The organism is Halanaerobium kushneri (genome assembly GCF_900156285.1).
Taxonomy (GTDB): domain Bacteria; phylum Bacillota; class Halanaerobiia; order Halanaerobiales; family Halanaerobiaceae; genus Halanaerobium; species Halanaerobium kushneri.
In genome coordinates this window covers 153,483-167,674 of sequence record NZ_FTNC01000001.1, presented here as the reverse complement: position 1 = coordinate 167,674, position 14,192 = coordinate 153,483, and the positions used below count along the sequence as shown (strand labels likewise).

The 14,192-nt window shown below is 32.6% G+C and carries 16 protein-coding genes; 1 reads left to right on the top strand and 15 read right to left on the bottom strand.

Annotated features, from left to right (window positions below):
• Window positions 1-109: 109 nt before the first annotated feature.
• Complete coding sequence (locus tag BW929_RS00780) at window positions 110-1,063, top strand: L-lactate dehydrogenase (protein WP_076543458.1); 954 nt, start codon at window positions 110-112, stop codon at window positions 1,061-1,063.
• Window positions 1,064-1,408: 345 nt separating this feature from the next.
• On the opposite strand, the gene BW929_RS00775 is transcribed toward BW929_RS00780, so the two are convergent.
• The 15 genes from BW929_RS00775 to BW929_RS00705 all read right to left on the bottom strand — a co-directional run bounded on the left by BW929_RS00775 (window position 1,409) and on the right by BW929_RS00705 (window position 14,151).
• Complete coding sequence (locus BW929_RS00775; RefSeq protein ID WP_234978043.1) at window positions 1,409-1,903, bottom strand: flavin reductase family protein; 495 nt, start codon at window positions 1,901-1,903, stop codon at window positions 1,409-1,411.
• A 118-nt stretch (window positions 1,904-2,021) separates the two neighbouring features.
• The gene (trpB, locus tag BW929_RS00770; protein ID WP_076543456.1) at window positions 2,022-3,236 is read right to left on the bottom strand and encodes a tryptophan synthase subunit beta; all 1,215 of its coding nucleotides are present in this window, start codon (window positions 3,234-3,236) and stop codon (window positions 2,022-2,024) included.
• Between the two features lie 128 nt (window positions 3,237-3,364).
• Window positions 3,365-3,694, bottom strand: a complete 330-nt coding sequence (locus tag BW929_RS00765; protein ID WP_076543455.1) for a tRNA-binding protein — start codon at window positions 3,692-3,694, stop codon at window positions 3,365-3,367.
• A 68-nt stretch (window positions 3,695-3,762) separates the two neighbouring features.
• Window positions 3,763-4,278 carry a hypothetical protein gene (locus tag BW929_RS00760; RefSeq protein ID WP_076543454.1) on the bottom strand — a complete coding sequence of 172 codons (516 nt, stop codon included), beginning with the start codon at window positions 4,276-4,278 and terminating at the stop codon, window positions 3,763-3,765.
• 146 nt (window positions 4,279-4,424) lie between these two features.
• On the bottom strand, window positions 4,425-5,033 hold the full coding sequence (locus tag BW929_RS00755; protein WP_407645350.1) for a DNA-3-methyladenine glycosylase: 609 nt from the start codon (window positions 5,031-5,033) through the stop codon (window positions 4,425-4,427).
• A gap of 201 nt (window positions 5,034-5,234) precedes the next feature.
• Window positions 5,235-5,855, bottom strand: a complete 621-nt coding sequence (locus BW929_RS00750) for an AAC(3) family N-acetyltransferase (protein ID WP_084566037.1) — start codon at window positions 5,853-5,855, stop codon at window positions 5,235-5,237.
• 60 nt (window positions 5,856-5,915) lie between these two features.
• Window positions 5,916-6,275 (bottom strand): DUF7670 domain-containing protein, encoded by a 360-nt coding sequence (locus tag BW929_RS00745; RefSeq protein WP_076543452.1) that lies wholly within the window; start codon window positions 6,273-6,275, stop codon window positions 5,916-5,918.
• Window positions 6,276-6,300: 25 nt separating this feature from the next.
• A complete protein-coding gene (locus BW929_RS00740) occupies window positions 6,301-7,512 on the bottom strand; it encodes a M28 family peptidase (RefSeq protein ID WP_076543451.1) in 1,212 nt (403 codons plus the stop codon).
• A gap of 86 nt (window positions 7,513-7,598) precedes the next feature.
• On the bottom strand, window positions 7,599-8,528 hold the full coding sequence (locus BW929_RS00735; RefSeq protein ID WP_076543450.1) for a prenyltransferase/squalene oxidase repeat-containing protein: 930 nt from the start codon (window positions 8,526-8,528) through the stop codon (window positions 7,599-7,601).
• A gap of 111 nt (window positions 8,529-8,639) precedes the next feature.
• Window positions 8,640-9,125, bottom strand: a complete 486-nt coding sequence (locus BW929_RS00730) for a hydrolase (RefSeq protein ID WP_076543449.1) — start codon at window positions 9,123-9,125, stop codon at window positions 8,640-8,642.
• 565 nt (window positions 9,126-9,690) lie between these two features.
• Window positions 9,691-10,803: a hypothetical protein gene (locus BW929_RS00725; RefSeq protein ID WP_076543448.1), complete on the bottom strand. Its 1,113-nt coding sequence runs from the start codon at window positions 10,801-10,803 to the stop codon at window positions 9,691-9,693.
• A 23-nt stretch (window positions 10,804-10,826) separates the two neighbouring features.
• Window positions 10,827-11,273 (bottom strand): GNAT family N-acetyltransferase, encoded by a 447-nt coding sequence (locus BW929_RS00720; RefSeq protein ID WP_076543447.1) that lies wholly within the window; start codon window positions 11,271-11,273, stop codon window positions 10,827-10,829.
• A gap of 224 nt (window positions 11,274-11,497) precedes the next feature.
• Window positions 11,498-12,190: an aminoglycoside 6-adenylyltransferase gene (locus BW929_RS00715; RefSeq protein WP_076543446.1), complete on the bottom strand. Its 693-nt coding sequence runs from the start codon at window positions 12,188-12,190 to the stop codon at window positions 11,498-11,500.
• A 29-nt stretch (window positions 12,191-12,219) separates the two neighbouring features.
• On the bottom strand, window positions 12,220-12,837 hold the full coding sequence (locus BW929_RS00710) for a hypothetical protein (protein WP_076543445.1): 618 nt from the start codon (window positions 12,835-12,837) through the stop codon (window positions 12,220-12,222).
• Window positions 12,838-12,960: 123 nt separating this feature from the next.
• The gene (locus tag BW929_RS00705) at window positions 12,961-14,151 is read right to left on the bottom strand and encodes a BamA/TamA family outer membrane protein (protein WP_076543444.1); all 1,191 of its coding nucleotides are present in this window, start codon (window positions 14,149-14,151) and stop codon (window positions 12,961-12,963) included.
• Window positions 14,152-14,192: the final 41 nt, after the last annotated feature.

The following is a 14,192-nucleotide window of genomic DNA, read 5'->3' as shown; positions in this document are numbered from 1 at the left end:
TCATTTTAAAATATAAATTATTTTACCTTTAATTTCTATTTAAAGTGGTATACTTAATAAGGATACTATAAGATTGATAAATATACTATTTTTCTAGAGGTGATATAAGATGAATAAGAATTTAAATCCGAATAAGATCGCCGTCATTGGAGCAGGTGGAGTTGGAGCAACAACGGCTTATGCTTTAATGGTCCAGGGCATTGGCTCAGAAATAGTTTTAATTGATGTAAATAAAGATAAGGCTGAAGGAGAGGCTATGGATTTAAGACATGGAGCCTCTTTTGTTAATCCGGTTGATATTTATGCCGGAGATTACAGTGATCTTGCAGATGCTAAGTTAATTATAATTACTGCAGGAGCTGCACAAAAGCCAGGTGAAACAAGACTTGATTTAATAAAAAAGAATACAGGTATTTTTAAAAATATAGTTTCTTCAATAACTGAATATAATAAGGATGGAATATTACTTGTTGTAACCAATCCTGTAGATATTCTGACCTATTTAACCTATAGACTTTCTAATTTTCCGGCAAATAGGGTTATTGGATCAGGAACAGTTCTTGATAGTTCAAGATTTAGATCTTTACTCAGTAAAAATTGTGGAGTAGCAGCAAGTAATGTTCATGGTTATATAATTGGAGAACATGGTGACAGTGAAGTTCCTGTCTGGAGTTTGACTAATATAGCAGGAACTCCTATAAGTCAGTATTGTCCAATTTGCAGCAAAGCTTGTGGTGGAGATGATTTAGAACAGATAAGCAGTCAGGTCAAAAATGCTGCTTATGAAATTATTGAAAAAAAGGGAGCTACATTTTATGCAGTAGCACTGGCAGTTGCTAGAATAGCGCGCTCAATTTTAAGAGATGAAAATGCAGTACTGACAGTTTCTAGTTTAATGGAATCTTATTATGGAATTGAAGATATAAGTTTAAGTTTACCTACAATCATTAATTCAAATGGAATTGATAGAGTTCTAGAGCTGCCGCTTTCTAAAAAAGAAGAAAAAGCTTTTAAAGAGTCAGCCGCTCATTTAAAAGAAAACTTTGAGCAATTAGAAGTTTAAGATTGGTGCCGGGTACCTGAATATTTTTTCAAGTATCCGGTTTTTATATTTTTTGGTATCCCAAAAACCTAAGTAAACTTAAGATATGGGATAAATAAGATGAATTAATTTAATATAATAATTCTGGATATTTTTAATAAATATAAAGCACTATAATTAAACTTCGTAAAATCATAATTTTACGAAGTTTTTACTTTAAAAAAGAAATTTCCGCTAAAATGAGCTTAAATCAGTAAATTTTATCTATAATCTCCACTTTTACTAAAGCCTCATAAATTAAAAAGCTGATCAAATCCCCATCCCAGCGAAAACTTTTTGCTTCTAGAGCCTCTGCTTTTTTAAATTTTATTCTTCTTTATAAACTGCCACAACTTCTCCGTAATAAAAAGTATGCATATCCTTATCAGGATATTTCTTATCTAAAATATCCTGATCTAGTTTTTCCTTCAACATATCCTGTTGATATTTAATCTTACAGATAAAATGCAGATCATTACCTTTGATAATCGGAACTTCAGCTTCTTTAACCTCTGCCAGTTCTAAATCTAATTCTTTAATTTTATCATAATCTCTCCCTGACTTAGTTCCACAAAATTGAAGCTCTTTTTTTAGCTGTCCGTTTAGTGGAACGCTGACTGTAAAATAATCACTATTTTCTATAAGTTGATGAGTGTGGCGTGACTTTCTAACCGGAGCCATCAAAATATTTTGATTCCAGATAAAGCCAGCAGTTCCCCACCCCATTGTCATTGTGTTAATTTCTCCATCATTTTTAGTTGTCAAAAATACTCCTTTAGGCAGTATCTTATTATAGTCATTTAAAACCTGACTAAAATCCACTTTTTTCAATTTTAACACCTCTTTTTAAATTTTATATGAAAATTATGATACAAAAAAGCTGAATATAACTTAAAAAGAAATATTCAGCCTATATTTATTGATTTTTAAAATTTTATTATTATTTTAATTTTCCATTTTCATGTAATTCCTTAATTTGAGCTACATCCTTATCTCCGCGTCCGGAAAGATTAATAATCACAATCTGATCTTCATTTAAATCAGCAGCAACTTTCATTCCCCCGGCTACTGCATGAGCACTCTCTAACGCAGGGATAATTCCTTCTTTTTCTGATAATAAGTGGAAAGCATCAAGTGCTTCCTGATCAGAAGCTGTTGTATATTTAGCTCTACCAGAATCTTTAAGATAACTGTGTTCCGGACCAACCCCCGGATAATCAAGGCCAGCTGCAATTGAATGTGTATGAGATATAACATTTTCATCCTGATCATCATAAAGAACATAACTTTTAAAGCCGTGTAGTTCCCCAGGTTTACCATAAGTTAATGGAGCAGCGTTTTGTCCTGGCTTGTCACCAGTACCTCCTGGTTCAATCCCTAGAATATTTACTTCTTCATCTTCTACAAAAGGAGCAAATAAACCGATAGCATTACTTCCACCACCAACACAGGCTACAAGATAGTCAGGTAGTTTCCCTTCTTTTTCAAATATTTGTTTTCTGGCTTCTTTACCAATAATTGACTGAAATTCTTTGACCATTGTTGGGTAGGGATTAGGACCAACTGCAGAACCAAGCATATAAAAAGTATTATCAGCGTGTTCAACAAAATCTTTTAAAGCCTCATCAACAGCGTCTTTTAGGGTTCCATCTCCAGCAGTGACCGGTTTAACTTCCGCTCCTAAAAGTTCCATTCTAAAGACATTTAAAGCCTGACGTTTAGTATCAACTTCTCCCATATAGATAATGCAATCCATATCAAACAAAGCACAGGCAGTAGCAGTAGCAACACCATGCTGTCCTGCACCTGTTTCTGCAATTATCCTTTTTTTACCCATTTTTCGGGCAAGTAAAGCCTGACCAATACAGTTATTAATTTTGTGAGCCCCAGTGTGATTAAGATCCTCACGTTTAAGATAGATCTTTGCTCCTCCAACTTCCTTAGTTAAGTTTTCTGCAAAATATAAAGGGCTTGGTTTGCCAACATAGTCTTTAAAAAGATAGGCAAGTTCATCTCTAAATTCTTTATCATCCTTAATTTCATAAAATGCATTCTTTAGGTCCTCTAAAACATCTGCTAATTCTGGAGGAACAATACTGCCTCCAAATTCACCAAAAAAACCATCTCTCTTCTCTTCTCGACTCTTCTTATTCATTCTCTCAGCCTCCATCTCAAATTTTTTGAATTTAATAAAAGTTTAGCAGATAAAAGTATTTGTGTCAACCATAATTCTGGCTTTTTCTGGGTAAATCAATATATATGTATTAACTTATCAGATTTAAATTATCCCAAACGTGAACCAAGTTTTACCCTTTGTTCTGGTTCTATTAAAACAACGCCTTCCTGACCGTAAACACCAAGCACCAGTACTTCTGACATAAAATCTGCAATTTGTTTTTGGGGAAAATTTACCACAGCCAACACCTGTTTTTCTAATAAATCTTCTATCTTATATAAATCAGTAATCTGAGCACTGGATTTTTTTTTGCCAATTTCTTCTCCAAAATCAAGCCACAGCTTATAAGCTGGATCATTAGCCTTATCAAAATTTTCAGCTCTGATTATTTTTCCTACTCGAATATCAAGTTTCATAAAATCTTCAAATTCTGCCATTAATCTGACTCCTCCATTTAAAAGGGCTGCATTAAAACAGCCCTGATTTAATATTGTATTATTTTCTATTAAATTGTATGTTTACCCCTATCCCAATCTACATTTGTTTTGACAACTTTAAATTCTTCATTCTCTTTTTTAAAAGTTAAAAAATACTGACTATTGAGTGTTAACCCTAATTCACCCTTATATCTGTGTCCATCCAAATTGTTATCTACTTTAGCCTGTTTAACAGAGTCACAGCCCTGTATAACACCAATCGGATAACCGTCTTCCTTAATTAAAACATCAATTCCTAAGGGGCACTGATCTTCAGCTTCATAATCAACCATATAATCTTCTTCTACATAATTATCCGGCAGTTTGATCCAGGTAAATTCATTTTCTTTATCCTGTAGATTTAGTAAATACTGATTATCAATTTCCAGCAGTTCACCTAAAACCAGCCACTGGCCACCACTTTTAAAAGCTTTCTCATCTTTTTTAGACATAAAGACAGCGGGAAGTTCTTTGATGTTTTCAAGCTCTTTTTTATTTAAGATTTCAGCATTCTCATCCAGTTTCAGCACATCAATAATTTTCATTAAAATCAACCCCTTTCAAAATTGCCTAATAAAAAACAAAAAGTTATAACTTAAGAAAATTATTATCTATTATCTTTAGGGCTTATTAAAAAGATTAGACAAAAAGTTTAATTATCCTGCACAAATATGTGAAATTTATAATCAAGTTAGGATTTTGAAATATATTTATTATTTTTGATAAAAAATCGCCACTTTTTATCCTTATATTCTTCAGCATAATCAATATTGACTCTGGGAGAGCTGTTTATTTCAAAATTTTCAGCACTGCCATCTATTATATAGAGAGAGGAGTTTTCAACTAAGCTGCAGCCGTCAAGGCTTTTATTAATTTTTAAGGCCTGAGATAATTTTCCTGGTCCATTTGTTAAATCTTCAGTTCTGCTGCTTTTAATCTGACGGTTTTCCTTAATCTGCTTTATTCCTGTTAGAGGTTCGACTGCCCTGATTAAAACAGCATGCGGATTATTTTCAGATGCTGTCACTACGTTAAAACAGTAATACATGCCATAGATTAAATAAATATAGGAGTGGCCGCCCTCTTTAAACATTGGGGCTGTACGTTTAGTTTTTTTATTGTTATAAGCATGAGAGGCTTTGTCCTCTGCTCCACAATAGGCTTCAGTCTCTACAATTTTAACTTTAATGGTTTTTCCATAGTATTTTCTGACAATAATTTTTCCTAAGAGGTCTTTTGCTGTCTGAACTGCATCCTTTTGATAAAATTTCTGATTTAAACGCAAAATATCACTCTCCATAATTACAGTAGTTGAAACCTATTGCTAAAAATATTAATCTATTTATTTTTGATACCATTCTTTAGGAACAGGCTGATTATCGAGAAAAAGGTCCGGATTTTTTTGAAGAAAGCTGGAAGTTAAATCTGCCATTTCCTCTGCCTGACAGAGATAGTCTGACAGATCTTTTTTTCTAGTAACGGTGATGTCGCATCACCTATTTTACCCTTCAGTTAGTTTATCATAATTTTTTGAAACATCTTCGACCGGTGCCCGATGGGGATGAATCGGTACTTCAATTGTTCGGTCAGCCAAAACTATTTTATAATCAACGGTATCATCAGCCAGGCGGTTAGGGATCTGATTCCATTCTTCAACTCCGTGAATAAAGGTATTGCTCTTTAAAGTGCATCCCAAAAATAAGATCTGTGCATTTCTATCATAAAGTTTACCATAGGTTCCTTCTCTAGAGCAGGGAGTTTTTCTTTTTTCCTCACCTTTTATAAACTCTTCTGCATCTTTACCATAGGCTGCCAGTGAGTGAGTTGGGTGTAGAGATCTTAAAACCCCTTCTCTTTTTCTAAAAATATTTGTCAAAATACCGACACAGGATTTTTCAGTTTTGGGATTAAAAATATCGTCCTCATTATTTTCTTCACTCCAGCTGTGAGTTGGAAAAACTAATAAACCACTTTCCATATACTCCATAAAGGCATCAATAACAGTATCCGCCCTTCCCTTAACTTCACCAATTGCTTTCATTGAAGAATGAACGAGCAGTGTTCCTTTTGGGTCTATAACAATTTCTTGAAAGTCCTTAATCAAATCTTTTTTAGTATACATTAATATCCTCCCAGTAATATAATTATAATTTGAGAACAAAAATAATTCAAGATAAATAGTCTAAGTTTCATTTTCTTTATTAAAAGCTGTAATCAAATATAAAATACCGATAAAAAGTGGAATCAGCATTTCAAATATAAATTCATTTTCAATGAGAACTGTAGCCAGAAGACCAGTGGAAATAGAAATTATAAGCAGATAGCCGGCAATTTTTTCATACTTCCAGCCTAGAGCAAGACTAATAAAAACTAGCGGGAAGATCAGCAGCCAGAGATTATCTAAAAAAGAATAATCAGGGTTTAAAAAAGGAACCGGGTTACCGTAACCAAAATAAAAGGGAAGAGAAAATAGCAATAAGCCCAGAGCCATTATTCTGGCCGTCCATTTTATAATTTTGATTTTGCTCTGCTTAACTTTCATTTTATTTTTTCCTTTCTTAATAAAATTATATTTTTCTGATAAACTGATTTAAAGCTTCAGCAATTTCTATTATTTTAGTATTATCAACAATTTCTAAATTGTCTTTTTTAGTGTGTGTTATCTGCTGAGTTTCAAGATTATCAATAAACCAACTGGAAGAAATAGCTACTGCGGACACACCATACTGCAGAAAGATACTGTGGTCCCCCTGAGCCCATTTGCTGCCCCTAACGATTCCTGGATAATTTTTTATTAGCTCATCTACTTTATTTTCCAGTGAAGCTTTTAGATCATAAGTGGAAAAAGCTGTATTACCTTCTTCATAAGCCGCTCCATCAATATTGATATTCAATATAATACTATCAAAATTATCCTGATTGGCTTTTATATATTCCATCTGTCCTGGTACTGAATAATAATCTTCACCATTAAAAGCAACAAGTTCAATCATTTTATCACCATCATAATCTCTTAGAAGTTCAGCCAGAACTAATAAGACTGCAGCACCTGTAGCATTATCTATAGCTCCGGGACTGCCTTTTTTAGCATCTATATGAGCTGTTAGTACTATTCGCTGAGATTCGTTTTTCCCTTTGATTCCGATAACATTATAGCCCGGGCCAGCAATTCTTTTTGAATTAGATTTAAGTAAAACTTCCTTCCCTTTCTGAGCGAGCAGTTTTTTTCCATTTTCAGCTGTCATATAGACTGATGGAATATCAAAATCTCCATCTTCAATCATTGGAAATGGATAGACTCCGCCAGCAAGGGCTGCATTCCTGTCAGTTGCTGTAATGACTGCCTTTACCCCGCTCTTTTCTAATAAGGAAATAATTTGCTGATGCTCTTCTGGATTATAAAAAACAAAATTCTTGGGCATTAACTGTTCTTTAGCAATATCACCGTGTAAAAGCAGAATCTCATCAACAAAATTGCCATTTTTGAGCTCTTTAATATTTGAGGCAGCAGCCAGTTCAGCTTTTAGATTGCAGCCTAAGGAATACGGGCTGACAAAGACTTCATATTTTTCAGAAGCGCTTTTTAAAACAGCACCTCCGTTTTCCCAGTCAAAGGCATCAAATTTTTGGATATCTGTCTGCCAGTTCAGCTCCCTAAGTGTATTATTAAAGAACTTTGTTGCCCTGCGGTTGCCGGGACTGCCGACAGAACGGTCCTTAACTTCCTCACAAAAATAATTTAGATAATTTTTTGTTTTTTGATATAATAGTTTATCCATTATTCTCACTCACTTTACTATACTTTTATTTAATAGATATCAACCACTCACATCTTTCATTTCTTTCTTAAAATATTGAGTAAGGATTACTTTTCTATTCTGTCGTAATTATCTAAAGCAATTAAGATTTTAAGGGTCCAGTTACCCTGCCATTCCTGATAGGCTTCTTTAAGATCTGTTTGATAAAAACTGTCTCCCCAGGGTGGTTTGACAAGAGTATTTTTGCTTTGTTGAATCAATTCAACATAAAAGTCAAGGTTAGCTTCGATTTTAGATTCACTTACACCAAAGCTTTCCTTTTCTGGTGCTGGAACAAAATCAAGAGGTAGCGGCACATATTCTTCCCACTTTTCCTGCTCATAAACTATAACTTCGTCTATCCCCTCAGTAATAGCTGCTTTTAATTTAGACTTTGTTTTAGAATCCACTTCTTCATATAATTTTAAATAACAGTAAATTTCATTTTCTGATTCATATTTATCTTTTTCACTAATCTGCTCAACTGCATAATCAATTAGTGGATTCAGATCAATTGAATTATTATAATCTTTATATCTGTATAAATAGGCAAGCAGTTCAGCTGAGGGATTACCCCAGTTTTTATCAATAACTATCATCTTCGCTTCTTCATCATAATGCCACCAGGGTGTGTGGGGATAATTATTGACTTCGTTGCTGACTGCATACCAGCCATTTCTACTTTGATTAAAACTTTTTTCAAGATAAGAAATTGTCCTTTTGATAAGTGCTTGAGCTGGCTTAATATTATCAAGATTTTTTAGATAGCTTAAAGCAATTGAAGTCGCCATTGGTGTTGAATGGGGCAGCCTGAAATCTGGCTCCAGAGCCTGACCAAAACCTCCATCCTCATTTTGATACTTTTTTATTTCTCGAAGCAGTTTTTCTGGCCCTGCATTATTAAAATGATAGTTAAAACGCTCTCTGTCTATTGGTCTTGCTTTTTCTTTTAGATTTTCAAAAATAATTTTAAAGCATTTATTTTTTAGTTTTAGCATCCGATCACTCCCGCTTTTACTAAAGAAAAGCCTCAACTTAGTGAGGCTTTATTCTTCTTTAGCTATTATTATTAAGAATAAAATATTAATCTCTGCAGCTGAAGATTATTACTAAATTACTCTAGCAATAATTGCCACATAATTTTCTCCATATTTTTTTGCACATTTAGGACAGGTTGTATACCACATATACCAGTCTTCTATAGTATAGCCTTTATTAACTGCAAATTTTTCGAAGTCATTACACCATTTCTCAGTTTCTTTATAATCTCCCTCATATACTTTGCAGAGAAATTTACCAGATAAAGAAACATTTTTCATGCCCGGAATTTTTCTGTCGACTGCTAGATAGAGATCCATATTCCATCTGGAAGTATGATTAGAAAGACAAAGATTATCTTCAATTTCTGCTCCAGCCTCAGTAATTTTCTGATCCAGTTTTTTCATCACTGCTCCAAAGCGAATTGGCATATGGAAAGCAGTGTGAACTTTATCTTTAACAAAATTCTTATCTTCCCATTCGAATAGTTTTCCATCCCATTTTTCGTGATCAAAGCGCGGACAGCATACTTCTTCTTCAACAGCATTTTTCCTCATTTCAATCCTCTCCTTATTGACCTCTAACAATATAAATTAAAAATTTAATAAAATAAAATCCCTGATCAACTTCAGAAAAGGCTTAAGATATCTAATTTCTTTCTCTAAGTAAATTATATCTCAAATTTCAGAAAAATGCATAATTATTTTACCAATTTTAAAACCCAACTCTCTCAGTCTTTTTCTCTTCATTTATTGACCTCCAGCGGTACTTGTTTTGCCCGCTCCCGGAATCCCCTCAACTAATATAAGTTTTGATTCCAATATAATCACTCCCTTTTAATTTCTGATAAATGAGTTTAATCTCTTTTCACTTCTAATTAAGCACTCTTTCAGCCTGGGTTTAGATTTCACATCAGAATGGAGCAGTGTGTATTTAAGCATTAAATCTCCGTATTCCATTAACTTTTCTCTGCTTTCTAATCTATATTCGCTCTGCTGATAAGCTGATTACTGCTCTTTTTATAAATCCAGAATCTAAATAAACTGCCATTTTCCATTTTCATCCCTGCTTTCACTAAAATAAATGGGATTGCTGTTTTACAAGTCTAAGTCAAGATTAAAACTATAATAAATCAGCTGAGACTGATCTCAATCCTGGTTTTTCAATCGGAAAGCCAACCCCGATAGCAGTACCAAAACTTAACATCACAGAATTATCTGTTTCAGCATAGGCATCTGCAGCAGCAGTCCCGTCATGGATAAAGGAAATCTCTATCTCTCTATCAATCAGACTGCTTACTTCAGCTTCTATCTCTTCCTGCAGATTATCCGATAATAATCCTAATTTACCATAACCCCCTCCAAAAAACTTATCGTCAATCAAATCATTAGCTATACTCACTGAAATGTTAGAGCAGGGGTTTTTATATTCACTTTCTATTTCTTTCCAGGTCTCACTTATGATTTTAATTATATGATTTTTTAACTTAACTGCTTCCATTTTTTCTTCACTTTTATTTTTAAATTCTATTTCCCCAACATGTTCAGATTCCAAACTGTTAAACTGAATAATTTCTTTTAACTTCTCTTCTTTAAAAACTGCTAAACCGCGCTTAATTAAGGTTTGACCGAAGTCAAAAACTAATAATCTGCTGCATTTCTCTGGTGCGTGTCTGGCAGCTCCGATCATGGGGATTAAAGAAGGGTTTTCAGCAATTTTTATATTATACTGTGGTGTTTCAGCTTCTCTAAATATTTTATCGATATAGTACTTTAATCTCTGGCCTAAAATGCTGTTGCATAATCCTCCAGCAAAAATAATATTTTCAACCTGCTGCCAGTAATCCCAGTGCTCATCTCCCCAGTCCGGTCTGGCGTCTTTATTAACCTGATCACCTCTTTTTAAAGTGAGTAAGATAAAGGCTAAATTTCTTCCTAAGCGTCGGGCAATGTTTTCTGCAGTCAGCCTGACTTTCAGTTCTTCTGACTCCAGGGCTTTATTTAAATAGACTGGCAGTTTTACATCTGCAATACTTTCTAAATCTAAATCAAGATATTTACTTTCTTTTTTAATTTCTTTAATTAAGTTATCAGCTGACATGAGCCTTAAACCTCTTTTGCCTTTGACTTCAGGATCAACTGGAATATCTGGTATATCAATAACCCGTAATCTGTTTAAGGATGTATTATCAGTTGGTCTCATATTTTCTAAAAATGGATTGTTTATCTGCTGCATCTAAAAACTCCTTTATTTAAATATTAGTCAATTATTTTGCTCATAAAAACACTTTTTTCTTCAAGCTGAAAACCATTTTTTTGATAAAAATGATAGGCTGGAGTGTCTTTATCAGTATTTAATATGATATATTTAAAATCTTTATCTTTCAAATGATTATTTATTTTTTCAATAAATTTACTTCCCAGTCCTTCATTCTGCCTCATTCTTTTTATAAAAAATTCTTTTATATAATATTCATCTCCCTGCCACCAGCTAAAAGTATAGCCCAGAGAGGCACCAATAATTTCATCCTGATCATCTACTAAAAGTAGGGAGAGTGAATTATTATTATCTGTGAGTTGATGCAGATATTTTTCCAGCTGTTTTTCATCTTCCCACTTATCAAACCAGGGTTTATGAGAAAAGACATCTAAAAAAATATTTTTCATTTCTTGATAATCATTTTTATTTAGTTTTTTTAATTTCATTTAAATTCTCCTTGCTAAATCAAGTTTCATTCTTTATATTATCAGTTCATTTTTAAGACTTAAGAAAATACTTCTAGGTAATTGCTTTCAGAATCCAAACATTAAAATAAATGGTTATTAAAATATGTTAAGCGGAAACTATTTCAAGTATTTTTCCAGGACAATATTAATAGATTTTTTATGTTTTGTTTTAATTTCATTCGGTAATTCTCTTTTTAATATATTTAATAGTTCTTTCGCTGCTTTAGGTATTGGTTAAGTAAAAGATTATTTATTTCTGATCCTAATTCTGGATATACAAATTCAAATCTCCTCAATGGATCGAGATTGTCAAGCAGTTTATCTTTAGTGAAAGCAGTATTTTTCTCGATTAAAAGTAATAACTTATTTAGAGCAGAAACCTTTACAAATTGATGGCCACTAATTATTTCACCACGATTATACCTACCAATTCCAACAACTAGTTTAGTAATAAACTGTTTTATTAAAAGGTCATTATCAATATATGAACTAGTTTGAACAGTTGTTTTATCTTTGATTTTTTCTATATTCTTTTTGATATTTGCTTTATCAATTAAAATACGATAAGAATTAATTTTTGCCAGGAACAATTCTTCTTTATCAAATACTGCAAATTCAATTAAATGGCCGTTATTATAGAAAACTTTTAAGCCATGTTCAGTTTCCTGAAAAGATAATAAGATATTTTCAAAATCAGGCAGCCAGGATAAATTTTCACGAAACTTTTTTTGATAACCGCTTTTTACAATTACAAAAAAATCATGATCAGACCATTCATCTGGCTGATGATTCTGTTTAGACATTGAACCTACTGCAACTAACCCGGTAACTTGATTATAATTTAATAGCTTATCTTTTAAATCATCTGTAAATTTATCATATTTAATAATTTTCAAGATTATTCTCCTCATAAAATTTGATTTATTTATATAGTCCACTGATTATGGATAATCCCTCTTAATTTCCAATTATCTTTATATTTTTCAAAGACCAGGCGTAAACTTTTCCAGTCCATTCCTCCAAATTTTGCTTTAAAACCTGGAAAATAATATTCAACAATAATTGGTTTTTCATATACTTTAAACTGATTTTCTATCATGTTACCACTGCTTAATATTTCATTATACCCAATTTTTTCTGCATTTATAAAATTATTAGTATAAATAAATTGATGATAATATTCTTCTGGAGTTAATCTTATTTCTTTACCGCTGCCGTCATAATAGCCCCAGAGATAATTTTTATTGATCTTAAAAAAATTGCTTACCTGTTCTTTAGTCAAGTTTATATCTTTTTCTGGCCTAACGTGAGTGTAGGGAGTAAATCGCAGTCCCTTTTCTGGGTGCACATAATCAGCAAGCTTCTTAAAATCCCTGGCAGCAATGAGCCCTATTACTTTTTCAGACTTTTCCTTAATTATCTGTTCAGCAGCTTTGGCTTTAATTATCCCCTGCTCTTCAGCTGCGGCAGCTGTGTTTAATAAAAGTACAAAGATCAGAAATAATCCAGCTGTAATTATGCTTTTTAAAAGCAGTTTTTTCATGATATCACCTACTTTAATTAGTTTTATTAATTTTGTACCAATAAGTTTTTTAAATCAAGGACTATAATAATTAATCTATCAGATTCTAATTTTAACATTTTTTTCAACCACTTTTAATTTAATTTAGAATGAGTTTCCAAAACCAATCTTAAATTGTGGTGAACTATTTCCATTATCAAAAGCAATATCTGCTCTAATCGGCCCTAAAAATGTATAATAGATCAATCCTAAGCCAGCATCATTTTCCCAGCTGAGATCTCCAAATTCCTTATCCGCAGCTGCAATTTTAGCATTATCAATAAAAATAACTCCCCATAAGTCCCTCCTCCAGAGCATCCTGTGATATTCCAGAGTGTTTTTAATATATTTTGTTCCTGCAAACTCATAGTCCTGTCCTCGAATAGGAATCCCACCATCAATTTTACTAAATCCTCCGGCAGTAAATTGGTAATTAAGTGGGGTGTTATCTGAGCTGAATCCCCCTTTGAAATCAGCAATAATTCTTGATTTATTATTAAGCTTGAATTCTTTATTTAAATTGAGTTTAAAACTGTTAAAATCATTATAATTGTCATTTAAAGAAAATGCACGGCTGAGCTCAAACTCAAAGTTGAAACTTTTATCATAGTTTAAATTATATACAGGAATTAAGTACTGCTGTTTTTGAATTAAGTTATTTATTTGGTAATCATTTTCCTGAAATTTAAGGCTGTATTGATTTTTTATCTCTGCAGTCGGGATGCTTTCTAGACTAAACTGATAAAAATCTCCTTTAGATTTAAAGTCCTGCTGATTGAATTCTAAATCTCTATCAAAATTTCTGTAATTAAAGTTATAAATTCTGCCCTTTTTCCCAAGATACTCAAGCCCATAGTCCTGATAGGAATCATTACTCCAGTCTAGAGCAAATAAGTAACTTAATCCATTACCCTGAGGGTTTCGTATTTTTTGTTCAAATTTTTCTCCAAGCAGACCTGTTGTCTTTCTAATTGCAAACTCCCAGGGATGGATCATAAAGATGCCGCTGTCTTCAGCATTAATGAATATTTTATAGTTATTATTTTTTGTTTCTTGAGCTGAAAGCTGAAAAGTTATTGGATTAAATAAATCACTATTAAAGATTCTTTTTCTGGATAGGATAAGTTTTTGCTCACCATAGATATCTCCGGTTGTATAGGGAAGCTGTTTTAAGATTAACTCTCTGCTGCTTCTTTCCAGCTCAGATATTTCTATTTCTGTGACAGTTTGAGCATTAACATTTAAAGTTAAAGAGATAATTATTAAAACGACTGTAAATATCATGATTTTTTTCATTCTGATCCCTCTTTCTTTTTAATGATTTTTAGAAAATATTT

Bases quoted from the DNA above. Each gene is read 5' to 3' on its own strand.
- BW929_RS00765 (WP_076543455.1), bottom strand. From the start codon at position 3,694: ATGGCAGAATTTGAAGATTTTATGAAACTTGATATTCGAGTAGGAAAA.
- trpB (WP_076543456.1), bottom strand. From the start codon at position 3,236: ATGAATAAGAAGAGTCGAGAAGAGAAGAGAGATGGTTTTTTTGGTGAA.
- BW929_RS00725 (WP_076543448.1), bottom strand. From the start codon at position 10,803: ATGCAGCAGATAAACAATCCATTTTTAGAAAATATGAGACCAACTGAT.
- BW929_RS00750 (WP_084566037.1), bottom strand. From the start codon at position 5,855: ATGTATACTAAAAAAGATTTGATTAAGGACTTTCAAGAAATTGTTATA.
- BW929_RS00780 (WP_076543458.1), top strand. From the start codon at position 110: ATGAATAAGAATTTAAATCCGAATAAGATCGCCGTCATTGGAGCAGGT.
- BW929_RS00735 (WP_076543450.1), bottom strand. From the start codon at position 8,528: ATGCTAAAACTAAAAAATAAATGCTTTAAAATTATTTTTGAAAATCTA.
- BW929_RS00720 (WP_076543447.1), bottom strand. From the start codon at position 11,273: ATGAAATTAAAAAAACTAAATAAAAATGATTATCAAGAAATGAAAAAT.
- BW929_RS00760 (WP_076543454.1), bottom strand. From the start codon at position 4,278: ATGAAAATTATTGATGTGCTGAAACTGGATGAGAATGCTGAAATCTTA.
- BW929_RS00740 (WP_076543451.1), bottom strand. From the start codon at position 7,512: ATGGATAAACTATTATATCAAAAAACAAAAAATTATCTAAATTATTTT.
- BW929_RS00710 (WP_076543445.1), bottom strand. From the start codon at position 12,837: ATGAAAAAACTGCTTTTAAAAAGCATAATTACAGCTGGATTATTTCTG.
- BW929_RS00705 (WP_076543444.1), bottom strand. From the start codon at position 14,151: ATGAAAAAAATCATGATATTTACAGTCGTTTTAATAATTATCTCTTTA.
- BW929_RS00730 (WP_076543449.1), bottom strand. From the start codon at position 9,125: ATGAGGAAAAATGCTGTTGAAGAAGAAGTATGCTGTCCGCGCTTTGAT.
- BW929_RS00755 (WP_407645350.1), bottom strand. From the start codon at position 5,033: ATGGAGAGTGATATTTTGCGTTTAAATCAGAAATTTTATCAAAAGGAT.
- BW929_RS00745 (WP_076543452.1), bottom strand. From the start codon at position 6,275: ATGAAAGTTAAGCAGAGCAAAATCAAAATTATAAAATGGACGGCCAGA.